This is a genomic window from Arthrobacter sp. LAR12-1-1.1, from assembly GCF_040676555.1.
Lineage (GTDB): Bacteria > Actinomycetota > Actinomycetes > Actinomycetales > Micrococcaceae > Arthrobacter.
This window is the reverse complement of record NZ_JBEGIG010000034.1, coordinates 433,435-454,850: the sequence shown is the minus strand read 5'-3', so window position 1 is coordinate 454,850 and position 21,416 is coordinate 433,435. Positions and strand designations below refer to the sequence as shown.

The 21,416-nt window shown below is 67.8% G+C and carries 23 protein-coding genes; 5 read left to right on the top strand and 18 right to left on the bottom strand.

Going from position 1 to position 21,416, the window contains the following annotated elements:
* Nucleotides 1-12: 12 nt before the first annotated feature.
* The 8 genes from MRBLAR12_RS18180 to MRBLAR12_RS18145 all read right to left on the bottom strand — a co-directional run bounded on the left by MRBLAR12_RS18180 (nucleotide 13) and on the right by MRBLAR12_RS18145 (nucleotide 8,848).
* Nucleotides 13-465: a helix-turn-helix domain-containing protein gene (locus MRBLAR12_RS18180; protein WP_066434909.1), complete on the bottom strand. Its 453-nt coding sequence runs from the start codon at nucleotides 463-465 to the stop codon at nucleotides 13-15.
* 139 nt (nucleotides 466-604) lie between these two features.
* Nucleotides 605-1,132: a CinA family protein gene (locus MRBLAR12_RS18175; protein WP_229992967.1), complete on the bottom strand. Its 528-nt coding sequence runs from the start codon at nucleotides 1,130-1,132 to the stop codon at nucleotides 605-607.
* Nucleotides 1,129-1,767 (bottom strand): CDP-diacylglycerol--glycerol-3-phosphate 3-phosphatidyltransferase, encoded by a 639-nt coding sequence (pgsA, locus tag MRBLAR12_RS18170; protein WP_290369337.1) that lies wholly within the window; start codon nucleotides 1,765-1,767, stop codon nucleotides 1,129-1,131. Before pgsA ends, MRBLAR12_RS18175 begins: the two co-directional genes overlap by 4 nt.
* Nucleotides 1,768-1,792: 25 nt before the next feature.
* Nucleotides 1,793-4,726: an FtsK/SpoIIIE family DNA translocase gene (locus tag MRBLAR12_RS18165; protein ID WP_229992969.1), complete on the bottom strand. Its 2,934-nt coding sequence runs from the start codon at nucleotides 4,724-4,726 to the stop codon at nucleotides 1,793-1,795.
* 198 nt (nucleotides 4,727-4,924) lie between these two features.
* Nucleotides 4,925-6,616, bottom strand: a complete 1,692-nt coding sequence (locus tag MRBLAR12_RS18160; protein WP_229992971.1) for a ribonuclease J — start codon at nucleotides 6,614-6,616, stop codon at nucleotides 4,925-4,927.
* A gap of 60 nt (nucleotides 6,617-6,676) precedes the next feature.
* Complete coding sequence (gene dapA, locus MRBLAR12_RS18155) at nucleotides 6,677-7,585, bottom strand: 4-hydroxy-tetrahydrodipicolinate synthase (protein WP_229992972.1); 909 nt, start codon at nucleotides 7,583-7,585, stop codon at nucleotides 6,677-6,679.
* A gap of 104 nt (nucleotides 7,586-7,689) precedes the next feature.
* Nucleotides 7,690-8,454: a carbon-nitrogen hydrolase family protein gene (locus MRBLAR12_RS18150; protein ID WP_229992973.1), complete on the bottom strand. Its 765-nt coding sequence runs from the start codon at nucleotides 8,452-8,454 to the stop codon at nucleotides 7,690-7,692.
* 100 nt (nucleotides 8,455-8,554) lie between these two features.
* Complete coding sequence (locus tag MRBLAR12_RS18145; RefSeq protein WP_364747437.1) at nucleotides 8,555-8,848, bottom strand: hypothetical protein; 294 nt, start codon at nucleotides 8,846-8,848, stop codon at nucleotides 8,555-8,557.
* 302 nt (nucleotides 8,849-9,150) lie between these two features.
* Between MRBLAR12_RS18145 and MRBLAR12_RS18140 the strand changes: the two genes are divergently transcribed.
* Nucleotides 9,151-10,404: a heparan-alpha-glucosaminide N-acetyltransferase domain-containing protein gene (locus MRBLAR12_RS18140; RefSeq protein WP_364747435.1), complete on the top strand. Its 1,254-nt coding sequence runs from the start codon at nucleotides 9,151-9,153 to the stop codon at nucleotides 10,402-10,404.
* 6 nt (nucleotides 10,405-10,410) lie between these two features.
* Here MRBLAR12_RS18140 and MRBLAR12_RS18135 read toward each other — a convergent pair whose 3' ends face one another.
* A complete protein-coding gene (locus MRBLAR12_RS18135; protein ID WP_229992984.1) occupies nucleotides 10,411-10,893 on the bottom strand; it encodes a hypothetical protein in 483 nt (160 codons plus the stop codon).
* A gap of 5 nt (nucleotides 10,894-10,898) precedes the next feature.
* Nucleotides 10,899-11,657: a 4-hydroxy-tetrahydrodipicolinate reductase gene (dapB, locus tag MRBLAR12_RS18130; RefSeq protein WP_364747433.1), complete on the bottom strand. Its 759-nt coding sequence runs from the start codon at nucleotides 11,655-11,657 to the stop codon at nucleotides 10,899-10,901.
* A 93-nt stretch (nucleotides 11,658-11,750) separates the two neighbouring features.
* On the opposite strand from dapB, the gene MRBLAR12_RS18125 reads away from it, so the two are divergent.
* Nucleotides 11,751-12,146 (top strand): Clp protease N-terminal domain-containing protein, encoded by a 396-nt coding sequence (locus MRBLAR12_RS18125; RefSeq protein WP_364747431.1) that lies wholly within the window; start codon nucleotides 11,751-11,753, stop codon nucleotides 12,144-12,146.
* 60 nt (nucleotides 12,147-12,206) lie between these two features.
* Here MRBLAR12_RS18125 and MRBLAR12_RS18120 read toward each other — a convergent pair whose 3' ends face one another.
* From MRBLAR12_RS18120 to MRBLAR12_RS18090, 7 genes are read right to left on the bottom strand one after another with little or no spacing between them, the layout of a single operon-like run.
* Complete coding sequence (locus tag MRBLAR12_RS18120) at nucleotides 12,207-12,722, bottom strand: molybdenum cofactor biosynthesis protein MoaE (protein ID WP_229992988.1); 516 nt, start codon at nucleotides 12,720-12,722, stop codon at nucleotides 12,207-12,209.
* Nucleotides 12,712-13,224, bottom strand: coding sequence for a MogA/MoaB family molybdenum cofactor biosynthesis protein (locus MRBLAR12_RS18115; protein WP_229992989.1), 513 nt, complete (start codon nucleotides 13,222-13,224; stop codon nucleotides 12,712-12,714). Before MRBLAR12_RS18115 ends, MRBLAR12_RS18120 begins: the two co-directional genes overlap by 11 nt.
* Nucleotides 13,221-13,757 (bottom strand): cyclic pyranopterin monophosphate synthase MoaC, encoded by a 537-nt coding sequence (gene moaC, locus MRBLAR12_RS18110; protein WP_414645532.1) that lies wholly within the window; start codon nucleotides 13,755-13,757, stop codon nucleotides 13,221-13,223. The genes MRBLAR12_RS18115 and moaC overlap by 4 nt, the downstream gene beginning before the upstream one ends.
* Nucleotides 13,745-14,968 (bottom strand): gephyrin-like molybdotransferase Glp, encoded by a 1,224-nt coding sequence (gene glp, locus MRBLAR12_RS18105; protein WP_229992990.1) that lies wholly within the window; start codon nucleotides 14,966-14,968, stop codon nucleotides 13,745-13,747. Before glp ends, moaC begins: the two co-directional genes overlap by 13 nt.
* Nucleotides 14,969-14,994: 26 nt before the next feature.
* Entirely contained in the window at nucleotides 14,995-16,695 is a 1,701-nt protein-coding gene (locus MRBLAR12_RS18100; RefSeq protein ID WP_364747426.1) for a molybdopterin-dependent oxidoreductase, read from the bottom strand.
* A 35-nt stretch (nucleotides 16,696-16,730) separates the two neighbouring features.
* Nucleotides 16,731-18,128: a sensor histidine kinase gene (locus MRBLAR12_RS18095; RefSeq protein WP_229992992.1), complete on the bottom strand. Its 1,398-nt coding sequence runs from the start codon at nucleotides 18,126-18,128 to the stop codon at nucleotides 16,731-16,733.
* Nucleotides 18,115-18,858: a response regulator transcription factor gene (locus MRBLAR12_RS18090; RefSeq protein ID WP_229992993.1), complete on the bottom strand. Its 744-nt coding sequence runs from the start codon at nucleotides 18,856-18,858 to the stop codon at nucleotides 18,115-18,117. The genes MRBLAR12_RS18095 and MRBLAR12_RS18090 overlap by 14 nt, the downstream gene beginning before the upstream one ends.
* A 132-nt stretch (nucleotides 18,859-18,990) precedes the next feature.
* Here MRBLAR12_RS18090 and moaA point away from each other — a divergent pair, with 132 nt between their 5' ends.
* The 3 genes from moaA to MRBLAR12_RS18075 all read left to right on the top strand — a co-directional run bounded on the left by moaA (nucleotide 18,991) and on the right by MRBLAR12_RS18075 (nucleotide 20,787).
* Complete coding sequence (gene moaA, locus MRBLAR12_RS18085) at nucleotides 18,991-20,130, top strand: GTP 3',8-cyclase MoaA (protein WP_229992994.1); 1,140 nt, start codon at nucleotides 18,991-18,993, stop codon at nucleotides 20,128-20,130.
* A 7-nt stretch (nucleotides 20,131-20,137) separates the two neighbouring features.
* Complete coding sequence (locus tag MRBLAR12_RS18080) at nucleotides 20,138-20,404, top strand: MoaD/ThiS family protein (RefSeq protein ID WP_229992995.1); 267 nt, start codon at nucleotides 20,138-20,140, stop codon at nucleotides 20,402-20,404.
* 101 nt (nucleotides 20,405-20,505) lie between these two features.
* Nucleotides 20,506-20,787, top strand: coding sequence for a hypothetical protein (locus MRBLAR12_RS18075; RefSeq protein ID WP_229992996.1), 282 nt, complete (start codon nucleotides 20,506-20,508; stop codon nucleotides 20,785-20,787).
* Between the two features lie 91 nt (nucleotides 20,788-20,878).
* On the opposite strand, the gene MRBLAR12_RS18070 is transcribed toward MRBLAR12_RS18075, so the two are convergent.
* Nucleotides 20,879-21,376 carry a DUF1579 domain-containing protein gene (locus MRBLAR12_RS18070; protein ID WP_229992997.1) on the bottom strand — a complete coding sequence of 166 codons (498 nt, stop codon included), beginning with the start codon at nucleotides 21,374-21,376 and terminating at the stop codon, nucleotides 20,879-20,881.
* Nucleotides 21,377-21,416 lie beyond the last annotated feature (40 nt).

Below are 21,416 nucleotides of genomic sequence, written 5' to 3'. Positions count from 1 at the left end.
GTGAGTTGGCGTTTAGCGGGCTCCGGAAAGGAGGCCCTTCGCCAGCTCGTCGTTGAGGTCGGAGTTGAGCTCTCGGTCGAGGTCGCGGCCGTAGCGCTGCGCGAACTCCTGGGGGACGGTGTCCGGAACCGCGACGCCCTCGGCGACCGCAACACGGTCGCTGACTTCGCGGAGCATGCTCGAAAGCGGAACATCGAGGGCCGAGCAGATCGAGGACAGCAACTCCGAGGAGGCTTCCTTCTGGCCGCGTTCCACTTCGCTCAGGTAGCCCAGGGAAACACGGGCGCTGTGCGAGACTTCGCGGAGCGTGCGGCCTTGGCGCTGGCGGACATCGCGCAGGACATCACCGATTTCGTGACGAAGTACAACCATCTTGCGCTCCTTCTGTTCGCTCTTGGCCTGATCGGCGAGGCCCACATCCTTCCAGCGGACAACGCCGTTAACGGATACGGGCTGCTTTACCATCTGTATCGCCTTGCTCCTCGTACTGTCGAGTCCGCCGGTGGGGGCGGACTCTGCTGATGACTTCATCCTAGGCGCCTCCCTTATTTGGAAGCGACACAATGTAACAACTATTCGGAATCAACTTTTGTTCCCGGCAACTTTACGCCCGGTAGCCTTCGGAAGATAGGGCCTCCAGCAGACGTTCCAGGGCGGCACCGCAAGCGAGTGCGCGGATCTCGGCGCGACTGCCTTCAAACGAATAGGGGTACGACGTCGATCCCCCCGCTGTGGCGATGCCGATGAAGACCGTGCCCACCGCTTTGCCGTCGTGCGGTTCGGGCCCGGCCACGCCCGTGGTGGACACACCGATATCGGCGCCGCAGATGCGGCGCGCACCGTCGGCCATGGCCGCGGCGACTTGGCCGTCCACGGAGCCGACGGCGTCGAGCAGTTCGCCGGGGACGCCCAGGACGTCGGCCTTGACCTTGTTGGCATAGGACACCACACCGCCCTGCAGCATCCCGGAGGCGCCGGGCGTGTCGGCCAGCACGGCGGTGACCATCCCGGCGGTGAGGGATTCGGCGGTGGCGGCAGTCATGCCGCGGCCGAGGGCGCCGGTGACGGCCTGTTCCGCCAGGCGGTGCAGGTTCGGGTGCAGGTTGGGATGACTGGGCTCCGGATAGTTCATTGCTCGTTTTCCCTTACCCGTTCTTTCTCTGCCCTGATGCCGGCGGCCCGCAGCTTGAGGGCCTCAATGACGTATTCGCCCCCGGTCCACAGTGTGATGGCCAGTGCAGCCATCATCACGACGAACGCCACAACGCTCAGCCACGGGGCCATGGATGCCAGCGGAAGGACGTACAGGAAGATGGCCACTGTCTGCACCACCGTCTTAAGCTTCCCGCCGCGCGAGGCCGGAATGACGCCGTAGCGGATAACGAAGAACCGGAGCGCGGTGATGCCCCACTCCCGGACCAGGATCAGGATGGTGACCCACCACGGCAGTTCCTGGAGCAGCGAGAGCATGACCAGCGCGGAGCCGATCAGGAGCTTGTCGGCGATCGGGTCGGCAATCTTGCCAAAGTCGGTGACGAGGCCGCGGGAGCGGGCGATGTCGCCGTCGAGCTTGTCCGTGTAGATGGCCACGGCGAAAACGAAGGCGGCGGCCCAGCGCCAGACGCCGTTCTGCGCCTGCAGTCCCGGGGCGTCGAGGATGAGGAACCAGACGAAGACCGGCACCAGCACAATCCGCAGCATCGTGAGGATATTCGGCAGGTTCCAGATCCGCGAGGCGGATCCGGCGTTGGCTTCGGCGCTATTCACCTTCCTAGGCTACCGTCTCTGCACCCTACCGGCCGGTGAGCGACCAGGCGTCCTCTGAACCGTCCTCGTCATTGGAGCCGCCGTCGGCGCCGTCGTGGTAGTCGATCGCCTGGGTGCGGTTCTCCAGGTCAGCCGCCACGAGGTCCTCCGCGTAGCCACCCTGGCCGATGTTCGCGTTGGCGTTATCGCTCAGGGCCGCGGTCTGCGAGTCAGCGGCCACCGGGCCGTCCTGGCCCTTCATCGCGGCCAGCACGGCGGCGAGGTCGTCCGGCTTGACCAGCACGTCGCGCGCCTTGGAACCCTCGGAGGGTCCCACCACTCCCCTGGACTCGAGCAGGTCCATGAGGCGCCCGGCCTTCGCGAAGCCGACCCGGAGCTTGCGCTGCAGCATCGATGTGGAACCGAACTGGGTGGTGACCACGAGCTCGGTGGCCTGGAGCAGGACCTCGAGGTCGTCCCCGATGTCGTCGTCGATCTGCTTCTTCTGCGCCTCGGGAGCGACGTCGTCGCGGTAGACGGCCTTGAGCTGGCCCTTGACGTGCTCGACCACCTTGTGGATCTCGGACTCGGTGACCCAGGCGCCCTGGACGCGCATCGCCTTCGAGGCTCCCATCGGCAGGAAGAGGGCATCGCCCTGGCCGATGAGTTTTTCGGCGCCCGGCTGGTCCAGGACCACCCGGGAGTCGGTGACGGAGGAGGTCGCGAAGGCCATGCGGGAGGGCACGTTCGCCTTGATCAGGCCGGTCACGACGTCCACTGACGGGCGCTGGGTGGCCAGGACCAGGTGGATGCCGGCCGCGCGGGCCAGCTGGGTGATGCGGACAATCGAGTCCTCGACGTCGCGCGGGGCCACCATCATGAGGTCAGCGAGTTCGTCCACGATCACCAGCAGGTACGGGTACGGCTTGATGACGCGCTTGGAATCGACCGGCGGGTGGACCTTGCCGGCCCGGACGGCCTTGTTGAAGTCGTCAATGTGCTTGAAGCCGTAGTTGGCGAGGTCGTCATAGCGGGCGTCCATTTCCCGGACCACCCACTGCAGGGCCTCGGCGGCCTTTTTCGGGTTGGTGATGATCGGCGTGATGAGGTGCGGGACCCCTTCGTAGGCCGTAAGTTCCACGCGCTTCGGGTCCACCATGACCATGCGGACCTCGTCCGGGGTGGCCCGCATCAGGATCGAGGTGATCATCGAGTTCACGAACGAGGACTTGCCGGCTCCGGTGGCACCTGCGACGAGCAAGTGCGGCATCTTGGCCAGGTTGGCCACGACGTACCCGCCCTCGACGTCCTTGCCGACGCCCATGACCATGGGGTGGTCGGTGCGGCGGGCGTTCTGGCTGCGGAGCACGTCGCCCAGGGACACGGTTTCGCGGTCTGTGTTGGGGATTTCGATGCCGATGGCGGACTTGCCCGGGATGGGGCTGAGGATGCGCACATCCGAGCTGGCGACCGCATAGGAGATGTTCTTGGACAGGGCGGTGACCCGCTCCACCTTGGTGCCCGGGGACAGTTCGATTTCGTAGCGGGTCACGGTCGGGCCGCGGCTGAAGCCGGTGACCTGGGCTTCCACGTTGAACTGGTTGAGGGTCTCGGTGAGCGAGGCGACAATCGCGTCGTTGGCCTCGGTGCGTTCCTTGGGGATGGAACCGGGCGTGAGCACGTCCGACGCCGGCAGGGTGTAGGTGACGTCGCCGGCCAGGGAGAGCTGTTCGGTGCGCTGCGGAATCGGGGTGGGCAGCGGTGCCGGCGCCACCGGGTTGGAGGGGACCTTCGCGGCGGCCGCGGCGGCGGTGGGATTGAGCGATCCTGCGGCCACCATCCCCGGAGTGACCAGGGGGATGGCCTCGGTGGCGTTCTCGCCAATGGACCCTGCGGTGCCGAGGCCCTGGGCGGCCTTGATCTTTTCGACGGCGATCTCGGCCTGGGTGGGACGGCGCACACCGGGCGCGACACCGGCGCCCGCCTTGGCGCCCTTCGCCCCCTTGGCAGAAGGCGCCTCGCCGGCTGCTTCCTCATCTGCGATGACCGCCCGCTCGAACGCTTCGTCGCCGACGTAGCCTTCCAGGCCGGACTCGTCGTCGTGGTCCTTGCCGAAGAGGCGCTTGCGCTTCTTCTTGGCCGGTGCCGGGGCGTCGTTCTCGTACAGGTAGCTGCGGTCGTGGCGGTCGCCGGCGTCGTCGTCCTGCAGGTCGATGCCCATCAGGTGCTCGTAGGCGTCCCGCAGGCGGCCGGGGATGGCGCCGAAGGGGGTCGCGGTGACGATCAGCAGCGAAGTGAAGGCCAGCAGGCCATACACCGCGACCGGGACTGCGGTGTGCAGGGCAGCGAGCGGGGCGGCGGCGAGGTAACCGAGCATGCCGCCGGCCCTGCGCAAGCCGTCGAAGCCGTCGGCGACCGTCGGCTGGCCGCCGATGATGTGGGCCAGGCCGGATCCGGCGAACGTCATGATGAGGAAGCCGATGCCGATCCTGTTGTTGCCGCGGCCGTCGTCGGGCTGGCGGAACAGGCGGAAGGCGCACACGAACAGCATGAGCGGCAGCAGCAGGGACATCCAGCCGAAAGTGCCGTTGACGATCGCAAAGATGGCATCGGGCAACCAGCCCTGGAACCCCCACCACGCGAAGGTGGCAACGAAGACTCCCAAGGCCAGGTTGAACAGGGCGGCACCGTCGCGGCGGTCCTCGGGAGCGAGGTCGCTGACGTCGTGGCCGACGCGCCTGATGCCGGCGCCGATCACGTGGGCGATGCCCAGCCATGCACCGGCCAACACCCGGACAACCCAGGGCTGGTGCGGCTCTACTACGGCCAACTGCCGGGTCCGCGCGGTGGCTGCGGTTCTACCTGCGGTGCCCCGCGGCCGGGCGGATTTGGATGCGGCGGGACTGGACCCCCGGCCGGGAGAACTGCCTGATTTGCCGCTTGAGTTTCCTCTAGGCGCGGAAGAAGTACGAGTCGCCATACCCGCCACGGTACCGGATGCCGGGCCGAAAACCCCGAATTTCCGGGGCATCCTGGATCATGTTGCCGCCGGCCGCAACGGAAAAACGGCCTCCCCGGCCTCCCGCGGCGCTCACGCTGCGGGTTGGCCGGGAAGGCCGTTCACCAGGCATGCGCCCGGTAGGTGTGAAGGATCTACGCCCGGTGAACCAACTGAGGCTTACGCCTCAAGGACCACCGGGATGATCATGGGCTTGCGGCGCAGCTTGCGGTTGACCCACGTGCCTACGACCCGGCGGACGACCTGCTGCAGCTGGTGCGTCGTGTGGTCCGTGCGGTTCAGTACGGCCTCTTCGAGGGCCTCGTTGATCTTGGGGATGATCTCGTCGAAGACGGAGTCGTCCTCCGCCACGCCGCGGGCGTGGATCTCCGGCCCGGACACCACCTTGCCGGTGGCACGGTGGATGACGGTGATGATGGAGATGAAACCCTCGTCGCCCAGAGTCTGGCGGTCCTTGAGGTCCGCTTCCGTGACTTCGCCGACGCTGGAGCCGTCGACGTAGACGAATCCGACCTCGACCTGGCCCACGATGTCGGCCTGGTGATCGCGAAGGTCGATCACGGTGCCGTTGTCCGCGAGCAGGATGCTTTCCTCCGGCACGCCGGATTCGAGGGCGATCTTGCCGTTGGCGATGAGGTGGCGGGTTTCGCCGTGCACCGGCATGGCGTTGAGCGGCTCAAGGATGTTGTAGCAGTACAGCAGCTCGCCGGCGGCGGCGTGGCCGGAGACGTGCACCTTGGCGTTGCCCTTGTGGATGACGTCGGCGCCGAGCTTCAGCAGGCCGTTGATGATGCGGAACACGGCGTTTTCGTTGCCCGGAATCAGGCTCGAGGCAAGGATGACGGTGTCGCCCTCGCCGACGACGACGCGGTGGTCGCCGTTGGCCATGCGGGACAGGGCCGCCATCGGCTCACCCTGGGAGCCGGTGGACATCAGCACGACCCGGTTGTCCGGCAGGTTGTCGATGTTCTTGATGTCGACCAGGATTCCGGCCGGCACCTCCAGGTAGCCCAGTTTCGCGGCGATGGCCATGTTCCGGACCATGGAGCGGCCCACAAAAGCAACCTTGCGGTTGTGGTTGGCGGCGGCGTCGAGGACCTGCTGGACGCGGTGCACATGGGAGGAGAAGGAGGCGACGATGATGCGCTTGGAGGCCTGCCCGAACAGCCGGTCCAGGGTGGGTCCGATTTCCTTCTCGGCGGTGGTGAAGCCCGGGACGTCGGCGTTGGTCGAATCCGACATGAACAGGTCCACGCCCTCTTCGCCCAGCTTGGCGAAGTGCCGGAGGTCGGTGATGCGGCCATCCAGCGGCAGCTGGTCCATCTTGAAGTCACCGGTGTGCAGGACGGTGCCGCCCGAGGTGCGCAGGAACACGGCCAGGGCGTCCGGGATGGAGTGGTTGACGGCGACGAACTCGCATTCGAAGGGCCCGTACTTCTCGACCTGGCCCTCGACGACAATCTTCGTGTTGGGCTTGATCCGGTGTTCCTGCAGCTTGGCCTCGATGAGGGCCAAAGTGAGCTGTGAACCGACAATGGGAATGTCGGCGCGCAGGCGCAGGAGGTAGGGGACGGCGCCGATGTGGTCTTCGTGACCGTGGGTCAGGACGACGGCGACGATGTCCTGGAGACGGTTCTCGATGTAGGAGAAATCCGGCAGGATCAGGTCGACGCCGGGCTGGGTCTCCTCGGGGAAGAGTACGCCGCAGTCAACGATGAGGAGCTTGCCATCGATCTCGAAGACGGTCATGTTGCGACCGATTTCCCCGAGTCCGCCGAGCGGAACGATCCGCAGGGTGTTCTTCGGGAGGCGGGGCGGCGTGGTCAGGCCGGGAAGGGCGGTTTGGGTCATAGTGCACTACTTTCCAGGCGGAGGCCGGGCTGGTTCTTAACGATCAGGAGTGGCTCCGGATCAGGAAAAGACCATGCCCGCTTCCGCCAAATCCTCGCGGATGGTTGCGATCTCGGCCTCGCCCGGCTCCACGAGGGGCAAACGGACAACCGAGTTGGGCAGGACTCCCTGCCACTTAAGAACCTGCTTGGCAGCGACAGCACCCTGAATGTGGGTCATCACTGCGCGGACCACGGGGTCCAGTTCGAAATGTATGGTGCGGGCGGTAGCAAAATCGCCTGCAAGTGCGGCATCGATCAGTGCACGGAATTGCCGCGTCGCGACGTGCGCGGAGACGCTGACCAGCCCGACGGCGCCGGCGGCCATCCACGGCAGCGTGAGGCCGTCATCGCCGGAGTAGACATCAAGATCGGTGTTGGCCAGAACGCGCGTGACCGCGGCGAAATCTGCCTTCGCATCTTTGAGGGCAACGATCTTGGGGTGGTCGGCGAGCCGGATCATGGTCTCGGGCAGGATGGGCACGCCGGCGCGGCCGGGGATGTCGTAGACCATGACGGGGAGGTCGGCGGCGTCGGCCACGGCCTCGACGTGCGCCTGAATGCCGGCCTGGCTTGGCTTGTTGTAATACGGCGTGACGATCAGCTGGCCGTGTGCTCCGGCCTTGGCGGCGCGCTTGGCCATCTCGATCGAGTGCGAGGTGTGGTTGGTTCCGGTTCCGGCGATGACTTTGGCGCGGTCGCCGACGGCCTCGACGATGACGCGGAAGAGCTTCTCTTTTTCGTCGTCTTCCAGCGTGGAGGTCTCCCCCGTGGTGCCGGAGATAACGAGGGCATCATTGCCGTCGTCGACGAGCTTGCTCGCCAGTTCCGCCGACTGCCGGTAGTCGACCTCACCGTCCGTTGTGAATGGCGTGACCATGGCAGTCACGAGGGTCCCGAACGTGTAAGAGCGAATATCAGAGTCAGCCATATGAAAAACGTTACCTTGTCCGCGGCATGTTAGGACAATGGCGATGGTGTGACGAACGTCAAAGTCGCCGGCCCACACGTCACGTTTAGGCCCTCCGGCCGGAGTCAGTGCCGCCGAAACCGCGCCAGGACGCTGTACTGGAGGCTCGCGGTCAACACCTCGGTGCCGGTGCCGGCCGCCTGCCGGAACGGAAGCCCGTCAGGGCCCCAAAAGCCGCTCAGACCGCAGGAGGCTCCGAGCGGCGTGGCGCCTGCCAGGTTCGCCAGGACGGAGAACATCCGGTTGTCCATGGCGCGGGCGCCAAGGTGCAGCCCCAGCCTGTGGTCTTCTCCGGCAGTATAGAGAGCCGAGACGGCATAGATGTCCGCACCGGCTTCCGCGGCCCATTCCGCGTGGCCGGGGCGGTCGGCGTCGAAACAGATTGCCAAGGCGACCTTCCAGCCGTCGATCTCAAGGACGGCGGGGTGGCTGCCGGCCACGAAGAGACCTTGCTCCGGACCGTGCAGGTGCGTCTTAAAACTGGTCTCGATGGTGCCTCCAGGGTGGACTGCGAGGGAAGCCAACCGCGGCGTGCCGTCCTCCTCCTGGAACGCGGCTCCGACCACGGCCGTTATTCCGGTGCGCCGGCAGATTTCCCGGATGCCGTCCAGCCTCCCGTCTGCAGCACTCAGCCACTCCCCCGGCCCCTCCAGCAGGTCCAGCCGGTAACCCGTCAGTGAGAGCTCGGGAAAGATTACCAGCCGGGCTCCGTGCGACTCGGCGTCTTCGATCAGCCGGATGTGTTCGGGCACGTTGGCGGCAATGCCGCCCTCCAGGGCCTCGTATTGGACGGCGGACAGCGTCAGCGCAGTAATCGAGCCAGTGGTCACCCTGCCATCCTAAGCACCTCCTCTTTCGATGATCAGCCCTTGCCCCTCAGGTCCCGCCGGCGGCCAGGACGGCAGGTCATACAGGCGGCCTGGATGGCAGTCAGGTGGACGCGGCGGCGCCGCCGGAGGGTGCCGATGATGCCGAGCAGTAACGCCCGACGGCGGTTTCCCGAAGTTCCTCCGCCCAAGCGGCAAGGCGCTGGGCCGCCCGCACGTAGTGGAACAACTCTGTTGGAGTGAGGGCGTCGATGTCGGTCTCGGCCAGCCGGCGGGCAAGCTCCGCTCCCGGCGGTTGCACAGCCAACGCCGTGCCTTCCCTGCCCCACTGAACGTCCTCGGCCGGCTCGCCGGCGACCAAGCGCCGGAAGAGGAAGTCCACGACGCCGGGGCTCATAGCTTTGAGGACACCGGCCCCCGACTCACCACCGCAGGTCCGTCCGCCGGGCGGGGTGCTGGCCCGATCAGGGCCTGACGGGCGAGGGCCCGAAGGGCCGGGGCCCGGAAATTGTCGGCCTGTAACTTCCCGGCCTAGGAAATCTGGGCCTGTGAATTCTCGGTCCCCAAATTCCGGGTTCAGGAAGGCAGACTCTGAGGCGTTGTTCATGCGCCCATCGTATTCGAACATATATTCGAATACAAGACCCTTTCGTAGAAGGGCTGGAGCTGTGGTCCGGCCGAACATGAGACGATCAGATGATGACCGCGCGCGGAACGACCACTGCTTCCCGGACAGTCAAGGGCCCCTCCTCCGGCGCCCGGCTGGCTGGCATTGACGCCGCACGCGGGCTGGCGTTGCTGGCCATGATGGCCACGCACGTGCTGGCGACCTTTGAGTCGGACCCGCAGCTCACGCCCACCTGGATCGGGCTTGCGTTTTCCGGACGGGCAGCCGCACTGTTCGCGGTGCTGGCCGGAGTCGGCCTCGCCTTGTCCACCGGGAAGCAGCAGCCGCTCCAAGGCCCCGAGCTTTGGGCGGCCCGCCGGGGCATCGCCCTACGGGCGCTCGTGATCGGCGCCGTCGGGCTCTCCCTGGGCGGGCTGGAAGTCAACATCGCCATAATTTTGGTGCACTATGCCCTCCTGTTCGTGTGCGTACTGCCCTTCATCGGGCTCGGGGTGAGACGCCTGATCGCACTCGCGGCCCTCTGGATCCTGGCAGCCCCTGTCCTGGCCTACCTGCTGCGGCCCTGGCTGCTGTCCGCCGATCCGCCCCTGCGGCTGGGGCATAACCCCAGCTGGGAGGACCTGCCCACACCGGCAAGACTGCTTGGCGACCTCTTCCTCACGGGCTACTACCCTGTCCTGCAGTGGATCGCCTATCTCCTCGTGGGGCTGGTGATCGGCCGGATGGCGCTGTCCAAAGCAGCCGTGCCGTTCCTGCTGCTGGCCGCCGGAACCGCGGTGGCCGTCATTTCCAAGTGGCTGGGGATAGTCATGATGGAGGACTGGGGCGGCAGGCAGGCGCTCGAGGCGCAGATTGGCGATCCCGCCTACCCGCTGGAGAGCCTGCTGCAGGTCAACCTTGCCGGCGTCGAACAGTCAGGCTCAGCGTGGTGGCTGGCCACCAGTGCACCGCACGCCGGCACCACACTGGATTTGTTGCACACCTCGGGGACAGCTGCCGCCGTGATCGGCGTGTGTCTTCTGCTGGGCCGGCTGGGCAACTGGCTGGAACTCGATCTGCTGCTCCCGCTGCGCGGAGCCGGGGCCATGACGTTGAGCCTCTACACAGCTCATCTGTGCATCATGGCGGCCCTGCACGATCAGCCGCTGCTGCCCGGCTGGACCGTGGAGGGTGTGTACTGGGCGCAGGCCGTGGGGGTGCTGGTGACTGGCGCGGTCTTCGCGTCACTGGCGTGGCGCGGGCCGCTGGAGTGGGTGACCCATGCGGCCAACCAGGTGGGCAGCTACCGGCCGGCCCTGGCCCGCCAGCCGACGCGCTTGCGCTAAATTCGGCTAGGGCTTCTGCACTCCGGCGCGGAACATCCGTACGGCGTCGCGCATCGAAGCGCGGGCCCGCTTGCGGTCTCCGGCGGCATCGTAGGCACAGCTGAGCCGGAACCAGGAACGCCAGTCCTCGGGGGCGGCTTCGGCCTCGGCGCGGTACTTCTCAAATTCGAGGTCGGCGGCTTCGCGGATGATCCGGCCGGCGGGCGTGCGGGGCAGAGTGTCCTCCGGCAGGCCACCCTCGGCTTCGAGGATCTTCGCCAACCTCTCGGTGCGGGCGCCAAACAGCAGCTCCCGGATCAGTGCCCAGGCGCCGATGACCGGCAGCACCAGGTAAGCGACGCCGATCGCCTTCGCTACGAGGCTGGGGTCCGACATCAGGAGCACGGAACGCTGAAGTGACACCACCAGGTAGAACACAAGCAGCAGGGTGACGGCCCCCACCCAGATCTTGGTGCGGTTGGCTTTCAGGGCTGTCAAGGCGGCGGACATCGGACTCAGAGTCCCAGGTCCAGGTAGCCGTCGAGTCCCACCGTGAGACCGGGGTGTGCGGCGACGTTGCGGATCCCCAGCAGCACTCCGGGCATGAAGGAGGCGCGGTCGAAGGAGTCGTGGCGGATGGTCAGCTGCTCCCCCGGCCCGCCCATCAGGACCTCCTGATGCGCGACCAGGCCGCTGAGCCGGACACTGTGGACGCGGACACCGTCGACGTCGCTGCCGCGGGCGCCATCGAGCTCCGTGGCGGTGGCGTCCGGGCTGGAAGGCACGCCAGCGGCTGCGCGCTCGGCCGAGATCAGCTGCGCCGTGCGCACAGCCGTGCCGGAGGGGGCATCCACCTTGTCAGGGTGGTGCAGTTCAATGATTTCAACGGACTCGAAGTACTTGGAAGCCTTGGCGGCGAAGGCGGAGGCCAGGACCGAGCCGAGGGCGAAGTTGGGGGCGATGAGCACGCCGACGCCGGGCCGGGCGGCGAGGAGCTCCTCCAGCCCCGTGAGCCGGTCGGCATCCCAGCCGGTGGTGCCCACCACGGCGTGCATGCCGTGTTCGACGGCGAACCGGACGTTCGCCTCGGTGCTATCAGGGACAGTCAGGTCCACCACGATCTGTGCGCCGGAGCTGACAAGCGTGTCGAGGGAGTCGTTGCGGCCAAGGGCCGCGACGAGGGTCAGGTCCGCGGCGGCATCGATGGCCTTCACGGCCTCTGCGCCCATGCGCCCGTTGGCGCCCAGCACGGCGACTGAGAGTTGTTCGGTCATGCCATCAACCCTACCGCCGGGGCCGCTGCGTTCCGGAACCGGCGGCCTTGGGTTACAAGCCCGCCGACCCGACGGTTCACACCAGCCCCTCACTTGTCAGGCTGGATTGACGCGCCCACTGATCATCTGCTGCTGGGGGCGCTTCACGATCCCGGTCCGGCCGGCATTCTTGGGGTCACACTCGATCAGGCAAGGGCAGCTGCAGCGGCGCTTGACCGCACGGCACTCGCGTCAATCGGAATAGATGCCCAAGGCTTTGAACGCGTCACTATGCCCGGCCGGGGAAAAAAGCCGCCCTTCAGCTCCGGTGCCCGGTCCGTGATGGAAGGCATGCTTCGGTACACCATTGACCAGAAGTCACGACAGATCACCACCGCGAATCTTCTGCTGTCGCTGCTGGACCGCGAGGAACATGACCCTGCGGCTGCGCTCCTCAATGAACTGGGGGTGGACCGGGCCGAGGTCCGGCGCAGGGTCCTTTCCTCCTGATCGCGAGCTAACTTGCTGCCGGTCACCACCCTCGGCTGAGAGGCAACCCCCACCGCGTGCTTACTCCCCCGCTCCGACCCATTCCACCGTGCCGTCGGCGAAAAACTGTTCTTTCCAGATCGGCACCTGGGCCTTGATCCGGTCCACGAGTTCGGCACAGACCTCGAAGGCCTGGCCGCGGTGGGCTGCCGAGACGGCGCAGACCAGGGCCGGATCGCCGATCTCCAGCATGCCGATCCTGTGGGCCGCCCAGATCCGCACCGGCTGGTGCCGCCGTTCGTCGGCGCCGGCGGCACCGGCAGCCGGGGATCCGTCGAGCGCCTGGTTGCCGGCCGGGACCGAGTGCTCCGCCACGAGCGCGGCGACGACGTCAGCCATCACTTGGTGCGCCGTCGGGTGGGCGCTGTAGCTGAGCCGGGAAACCTGCTTGCCGCCGTCGTGGTTGCGGACGACGCCGCTGAAGCTGACCACCGCCCCTGCGGTGTCCGACTCGACCGCCGCGATGGCCTGCTCCACGGAAATCGGCTCGGCACTCAGCACGGCGTGCACGATTTCAAATCCAGTTTCAGTGCCCATGACTGCCTTCCAGCTGGTCGCAAAGATGTCCAAGAATGGGATCGAGCACGCCCAGGCCGTCCATCACGCCCTTCGGCGATCCGGGGAGGTTCACGATGAACGTCTGTCCGGCCGCGCCCGCGTGGCCCCGGCTGAGCATGGCCATCGGCGTCTTGGCCGCCCCGGCGCTGCGGATGCCTTCCATGATGCCGGGGATTTCCCGGTCCAGCAGGGGCAGGGTCTGCTCAGGTGTTGCGTCAGTGGGGCTCAGTCCTGTGCCGCCGCTGGTGATGATGACGGCCGGCTGCTGGCTCAGCAGGGCGCGGAGCGCGGCCCCCACCGGCGCCCCGTCAGGCACCACCATGGCAGGAAACGGCTCAAAGCCGTGTTCGGTAAGCCAATCGATGATCACAGGACCCGTGAGGTCCTCATAGACACCGGCGGCCGCCCGGGTGGAGGCGATCACGACGCCGGCCTTCCGGCCGGTGGCTTCGCCGTGGCGGTGCGGTTCGGGCATGTTCATAGGGTCCAGTCCCCGCTCTTGCCGCCGCTTTTGGCGAGCACTTTGATATCGGTCAGGACCGCGTGCTTGTCCACGGCCTTGATCATGTCGTACACGCTCAGTGCCGCGACCGACGCCGCGGTCAGCGCTTCCATCTCGACCCCGGTGACGCCGCGGGTCTTGACCGTGGCAAACACCGTCACGGAGTCGGTGTCGAGCTCAAAGTCAACGGTGACCTTGGCGATGGGCAGCGGGTGGCACAGCGGGATCAGGTCCGGCGTCTTCTTGGCCGCCATAATCCCGGCGATGCGGGCAACGGCCAGGGCGTCGCCCTTCGGGAGCTCGCCGCCGCCGAGGAGGGCAAGGACCTCGGCCGTGCTGCGGACAGTCGCGGTGGCCGTGGCCTCCCGCGTGGACTCTGCCTTGTTGGACACATCCACCATCTGGGCAGTGCCGTCGTGGCGGAGGTGGGTCAGGCGGGTGATATCCGACGTGGGGTGGTCCGCTGGTGCGGCATCCGCTTCAGGGTTTTCTGCTTCATTCACAGGATCCATACTTCCACTTCGTCGCCCGCTGCGAGCGCCGCTGTCCCCTCGGGAACATGGACCAGGGCATTGGAACGGGCCAGGGCGTGGACCAGGTGTGAGCCCGCACCGCCCTCCAACCGGACGGTGCCGTCCGGGGCCAGTGTGCCGCGCCGGACCTGGTGCTTGCCCGGCGGGGAGGTCAGCGGTTCGGCGAGGCGCGCGCGGACCGCGGGCCGGAGCGCCGGAGCGCCGAAAAGCTCCGTGAGAACCGGGCGCAGGAACATTTCAAAGGACACGAGGCAGCTCACCGGATTACCGGGGAACCCCAGCACGGGGACACCGTCGAAAGTGCCGATCCCCTGCGGACCGCCGGGCTGCATCGCCACGGCGCCGAACTCGACGTCGTGTCCGGCCATCGCCTGCCGGACCACCTCATAGGCACCTTTGCTGACGCCGCCTGTTGTGACGATCAGGTCCACGGCGGGCACATGCCGGCGCAGCAACGCGGCGAGCTCATCCGGTCGGTCCGTGGAAACCCCGGTCCGTGTGACCTGAAGCCCGGCTTGGCGCATGGAGGACTCGAGCAGGGTGCCGTTGGAGTCAAAGATCTTGCCCGGTCCCAGCGGATTGCCCGGTTCCACGACTTCGTCGCCGGTGGTGACCAGGAGAACCCGCAGGAAGGGACGGACGGGCACATCCGTGTAGCCCAGTGCCGCCAGCAGTCCCAGCTGGCCGGGGCCAAGGAAGGTCCCCGCCCCGAGGGCGAGCTCACCGGAGCGGATGTCGCTGCCGGCACCGCGCACAAACGTTCCGGCAGCCGCGGCGGGCAGGTGGACCGTGGCGGGCTCCCCGGGCGCGGGGAAGGAATCGGGCACGGCCTGCTCAATGGGTACGACGGCGTCGGCCCCGGCCGGCATCATCGCGCCGGTCATGATTGGGGCGGCCGTGCCGGCGGCCAGTTCTGCCGGTGCGGCACCGGCCGGGACGGGCGCGACGACGCGCAGTTCGGTGCCGCCGTGGGGCACGTCGGCGCTGCGGATCGCGAAGCCGTCCATCTGCGAGTTGGCAAAGGGGGGAAGATCCAGCGGCGCCAGGATGTCGGCGGCAAGTCCCCGGCCCAAGGCCTCGAGCAGCGGGAGCCGTTCCACCCGTTCCTCGGTGCGGAGCGGGGCGAGCAGTGCGCGCACCTTGTCCCGGTGCGCTTGAACGCTGACGTGCCTTGTCTCGGTGCGGTGCATGCGTTTCCTGACCTTTACTCGGCTCGCTAGGACTTCACATCCACTCTAACCGTGTGGTAGCCGGTGGCTCCGCTCGGCGCGACGGGGGCCGACTCCTCGACTTGCGGTACGCCGTCGAGGGTGGTGGCCCGGACCTGGATCTCGTATTGTCCCGGCGTCAGCGGCAGACCCAGCTTCCACTGGTACCACGTGTCCTTGGAGATTCCCGGGGCCAGCTCGGCCTGGCGCCAGTCGCCGCGGTTGACCCGCAGCTCCACCTTCCCAATGCCCGTGTGCTGGGCCCACGCGACTCCCCCGAACACCACCGTCCCGGCCGTCACGCTGGTCCCGTCTCGCGGCACGTCAATCCGGGACGAGGTCTTGATGGGCCCGCGCGCGCTCCAGCCGCGGGGCGTCCAGTAGGCAACGTCGTCAGCGTAACGGGTCACTTTCAGCTCGGTGACCCATTTCGTGGCCGAGACGTAGCCGTACAGCCCGGGCACGATCAGCCGGACGGGGAATCCATGTTCCAGCGGGAGCGGTTCACCGTTCATTCCCACCACCAGCAGGGCGTCGCGGCTGTCCGTGAGGGCCTCGAGCGGAGTCCCGGCTGTCCAGCCGTCCGTGCTGCGGGAGAGCACCATGTCCGCCCCGGCCTTGGGGCCGGCCATGGCAAGCAGTTCGCGCACGGGCCAGCCGAGCCAGCGGGCGTTGCCGATCAGGTCCCCGCCCACCTGGTTGGAGACGCAGGCGATGGTCACGTGGCGTTCCGTCATAGGTTTGGCCAGGAGAGTGGCGAAGTCGAGCTCGATTTCGCGTTCCACCAGGCCCGTGACCTTCAGGGTCCATGCCTCCGGGTCAACCAGCGGGACGCGCAGGGCAGTGTCGATCCTGTAGAACTCCCTGTTCGGCGTCACGAGCGGGCTCAGGCCGCGGAGCCTGATCTCGGCTCCCGCCGGTACGGGCGGCGCGGGAGCGGCGGGTCCCGGGAGGACCAGCTTGCTGCGCACATCACTGACGACGGCGGCCGCTCCCCTGAGGGTGGAGGCGAGCACACCGGCGACGGCGGCAACCCCGGCGGTCCCGCCAAGGGCCAGCAGGAAACGGCGCCGCGCGGGCCCGGCGTCATTGGCTGCAGCGTCCTCATGCTGCGAGGCGGCTGGGGTTTCCAATGAGGCCGGCTCCGCCGCCGGGGTTCCGTCCCCGTCGGGTTTCCACTCCAACAGTTTCCGGATGAGCCACCGCAACAGTGCGATTCCCACCAGTGCCACGAGCACCGGGACGGGGATGGCGTTGGCGGTCAGGTCGGCCCGGCTCACCACGGCCACGAGGCCCACCGCGCCGAACACCGCGATGAGAATCACTCCGGCGAAACGGCGCCGCACTTCAAGGACGCCGGACAGGGCCGCGAGTGCGGCGATGACCAGCGACATGCCGACCAGGAGTGCCACCTTGTCCGCCGTGCCGAACACGGAGATAACCCACTCTTTGACGCCCGGCGGGACGGTATCGATTACGGCACCTCCCACGGCCGTCACGGGAGAAACCGTGGGGCTCACCAGGCTGGCCGCGAGCTCACCGAGCACCACCGCGGTCCCCACGGCCACCAGTCCGGCCCCGGCGGCCCACAGGTCCCGCGCCCGCCGGTCCCGGGTGCGCGGCTGTTGGGCTTGCGGTTGCCCGGTCGGTCCTGGCTGCCCCTGCGTTCCCCCTTGTTGCTGTTCCCTGCCGGCGACTGTTCCGTCCATTTCCTGCCCCTGCCCGTCAAAGCCAACGCCGCTGCTCACTGTGCCCGTCCCGCCCGGAGTTGTTCGTCCGCCGCGTCGCGCGGACTCCCGTCCTTTGCTCCCTCAGTAGCGGCTCTCGGTGCAGGTGCCACGCCGGCAGCTGGTGCGGCCGCAGCTGACTCTTGGCCGGCAGATCCCTGGCCCGGGAGCAGCAGCGAGAACCGGCATCCGCCGTCGACGTTTTCCACGGTGACGGTGCCCTGATGGGCACTGACTATTCCGGCGACAATGCTCAGGCCAAGCCCGGCGCCGCTGTAGCGCATGGCGCCTGCCGGCTCAGCCGGCCCGGGCACCAGGTCGCCGCCTATCGCGGCACCGTCCCCCACAGCACCGTCCACCACAACACCATCCACCACAGCACCGTCCCCCACAGCACCGTCGTCCCCGGCGGCCCAACGGCCGGGCCGCTTCCGGGCCGGATCCTTCTGCCAGCCGGTCTCGAACACATGCGGCAGGTCTTCCTCGGGGATCCCGCCGCAGCCGTCGGTGACCGCGACCACGGCCCGGTCCCCCTGCCGGCCGACTTCCACGGTGACGCGGGAACCTGGGGCGCTGTGGACGATCGCGTTAAGCACCACATTCCGGATGGCGCGCCCCATCGACGGGCCGTCGGCCAGGGCCAGGCTCTCCCGCCGGCCGCCGCCGTCGAGCGTTATGCCGTGCTGCTGCGCCAGCGCGGCGAGATCGGCAATGGCGTCGCTGGCGAGGTCGTACAGGTCCAACGGCTCGGCCTTGAGCCGCATGGTTCCGGCGTGGATTTTCGACAGCTCCAGGAGGTCGTTGACCATGCCGGCCATGACGTCGGTCTGGGCGATGATCTTGCGGTAATAGGCGGGAACGTCCGCCGCCATGCCGTCCTCCAGGGCCTCGGTCATGGCCCGCATGCTCGCCAGCGGCGTCCGCAGGTCGTGGGAAATCCAGCTGACCAGCTCGCGGCGGGCGTTCTCGACGGCGGCCTCACGCTGCCGGGATGCCTCCAGCATTCGGCTGCTGGATTCGAGCTCGGCGGCGAGGGCGGCAAGTTCGTGGCTCATCACCGGGGATTGGATCCCGGGGCTCTCCCCGCGGCCGATGCTCCGGGCGGCGTCGGCCAGCGCCTTGGCGTTCCGGGAGACCCTTGATCCCAGCACGAGGGCGATCGAAACGGCAACCGCCGAGGCTACGGCCAGGACGTACCACATGACCTCGAGGTCCCGTGCCGAGATGAACATGGCGTTGAAGGCGCTGACCATTCCGGCCGTCAGGACCGCCACGGCGGCGAGCACCACCACGCAGATCTGGACCGCGAAGGATGCCCTGCGCAGCGATTTCAGGATGAGCAATGAGGCGGCCCCGATCACGGCTCCCCATGCCACGGCCCAGCCGATGATGATCAGGAGCTCAGAGGTCTGCACGGGCGGACTCTTCCTCGTCGCTGGGGTCCAGCCGGTAGCCCACGCCCCACACCGTTTTCAGCACGGAGGGGCGGGTGGGGTCGTCCTCGATCTTCTCCCGCAGCCTCCGCACGTGGACCGTCACCGTGGACAGGTCCCCGTAGTCCCAGCCCCAGACGGCCTTCATGAGTTCCTCTCGGCTGAAGACCTGCCGGGGACGGCGGAGCATGAAGGCCAGCAGATCGAACTCCCGGGCCGTCAGCGCCAAGGGCCTGCCATGGCGGGAAACCGTGCGCGCAGCCGGGCTGAGGTCGAAGCCGCCCACTTCGACGGAGGGCTCCGGGCTGAATTCGGGAATGCTCCGGCGCAGGACCGAGCGGACCCGCAGCACGAGCTCACGGGGCGAGAACGGCTTGGTGACGTAGTCGTCCGCGCCGGCTTCCAGGCCAAGGATGCGGTCATCCTCCGTCCCCAGCGCCGTGAGCATGATGACCGGGACACTGTGTGCCGCACGGAGCCGCCGGCAGACTTCCACGCCGTCCAGGCCCGGCAGCATCCGGTCCAGCAGCACCAGGTCCGGGCGGCGTTCGGCTGCGAGGCCCAGGGCCGTGAACCCATCGGCGGCGAGGACCACCTGGAATCCCGCCTGGACGAGGTAGTCGCGAACCACTCCGGCGATGGTCGGCTCGTCTTCGACGAGGAGGATGCGTCGGTGTTCCGTTGCGTCCGGGGCCGGCTGGGTGTTGTTCACGCTTCAAGCATAGGTTCGCGGCCGCGCCGCGGGCAGGGCTCCGGATCCCCGCAGGACATCCTTCCCGAACACGTAAGATTCGTGCCGTCATGCGGCTGTGACGTGGGCCGCGAGGTGGCGTAGCCTGACTCTATGACAGTTCAACTGGGTATGCCCCAGCCCCGCGCGGCAGGCAGTCCCGGAGCGGGGATGCCTCCTGCAACCTCACTGTCCGGGCGCCCGGAGGGCCTGCCTGCCGGGCTGGTGGATCGCTACGGCCGCCGCGCCACGGACATGCGCCTCTCACTGACGGACAAGTGCAATCTGCGCTGCACCTATTGCATGCCGGCCGAGGGCCTGGAGTGGTTGTCCAAGCAGGCGGTGATGTCCGCGGAGGAAATCGTCCGGATCGTGCGGATCGGCGTCGACATGCTCGGCGTACGTGAATTGCGGCTGACCGGCGGCGAGCCCCTGGTGCGCGCGGACCTGCTGGAGATCATCGGCGCGCTCCGCCAGGCCCACCCCGGGCTGCCGATCTCAATGACCACCAACGGCGTCGGCCTGGACAAGAAGGCCGCCGGACTCAAGGCTGCGGGACTCTCCAGGATCAACGTCTCACTGGATTCCCTGCACGAGGAAACTTTTGCGAAGCTGACCCGCCGCCCCTTCCTGAACAAGGTCCTCGCCGGCGTCGACGCCGCCTGGGCTGCAGGCCTGGGCCCGGTCAAGCTCAACGCTGTGCTCATGCGGGGGATCAACGACACCGAGTCCCCGGCCCTGCTGGCCTGGGCACTGGACCGCGGCTATGAACTGCGCTTCATCGAGCAGATGCCGCTGGACGCGGACCACGGCTGGACCCGACGGAACATGATCACCGCCGCGGAGATCCGCGAACTTCTCTCCGCCGACTACGTGCTCAGATCCGACCCGCGGGACCGCGACGGCGCCCCGGCGGAACGGTTCGAGGTCAGGGCCCGTGTTCCCGGCACCGACCAGGCCACCGGCCCCGTGCTCGGCACCGTGGGCATCATCGCCTCCGTCACGGAGCCGTTCTGTTCCGACTGCCGCCGCACGCGCATCACCGCCGAGGGCAAGATCATGAGCTGCCTGTTCTCACGCGAGGAAGTGGACCTGCTTGGCCTGCTGCGCGAGGGCGCAAGCGACGAACAGCTCGCCGAACGCTGGCAGGATGCCATGTGGATCAAGCCCAAGGCCCACGGCATGGACCACGTGGGCCTCGGCTCCCCCGACTTCGTCCAGCCGGACCGCAGCATGAGCGCCATCGGAGGCTGATTTTTTCGTGAACGTACGCTACTTCGCTGCGGCGCGCGCTGCCGCCGGCGTGGATGAGGAACGCTACGACCTCGCCGACGGCGACACCCTCGCTTCGCTGCTCGAGGCGATCCTCGCCGTCGAGCGCCCCGAACCGCCCGCCGGTACGCCGCCGCTGGCCCGCATCCTGTCCCGCTCCAGCTTCCTGCTCAACGAAGTTGCCGTGCGGGACCACGCCGCGGCGCTCAAGCCGGCCGACGTCGTGGACGTGCTGCCGCCGTTCGCCGGCGGGTAGGCGCAGCACGCCCAGGCTTTTCTGGGGTGTCGCGCGGGCCTGACCGGTCCTAGAGTGTGGCATATCCCCCGCGGGCGGCAAACACCAGTCAGGAGAGTGCCATGTTTACCTTGCAGATCGAGCATCAGGTCAAGGATTTCGGGATGTGGAAAGCGGCTTTCGACCGCGACCCGGTGAACCGCGCAGCATCCGGAGTCACTGCCTACCGCATCAGCCGCCCGGTGGACGACCCGCTCTATGTGGTGGTCGAGCTGGATTTCGAGCAGCGCGGTCAGGCAGAAGCCCTGTTAGCCAATCTTCGGGCGAAGGTCTGGAACTCCGACGACGCCGCCCCGGCCCTTCAGGGGGCTCCCAAGACCCGGATCCTCGAGGCCGCATCCTGAAGGCGCGGACCGGAGAACCCCCGGCCGCGAACCGGCCCGGAATAACCCACCCTAAAATCCGGCGCCGAGCCCGGCGCCGCAGCCCGGGGCTTCACGCCGGGATGGACGCGCCCTCAGCGACGCGGCGGCACACAGTGGTCATGAAGGGGGTGAAGTCGCTCGCCCTGCCCAGGCGGAGACCGGCAGCGTGCGTCAGTTCGCCGTCCTCCACCCGGAAGGTGTGCCGCGCGGTGCCGCGGTCACTGCGCCGTTCCACAGTCAACGTGCCGCCATCCACGCTGGCGCGCGCCGGCGCCTCGGGCGGCAGCCCCAGGCTGTTGACGTGGTACCAGAAGGTGTCGGGGTGGTCCGGATCCGACGTGAAGACACCGTGGCCTTCGGAACGGGTCCCGTCCGCATCCGTATGCCGGTAGCTCTGGGTGACGGCAAGCCCGGCAGCCGCCCGGGAAAAGATGATCTCGGTGTCCGCGCTGCGCGCCGGACCCCACGCGGTTGCCTCCCAGTGCGTGGTCCCCGTCCAATGGCCCAGGAACGCCTCAAGCGCCTCGCATGCACTGCCTGGCAGTGGCCGGTCCACAGTTTCTCCCATATGGAGTTCCTCCCGAGTGACCCCGCCACCATCATGACGC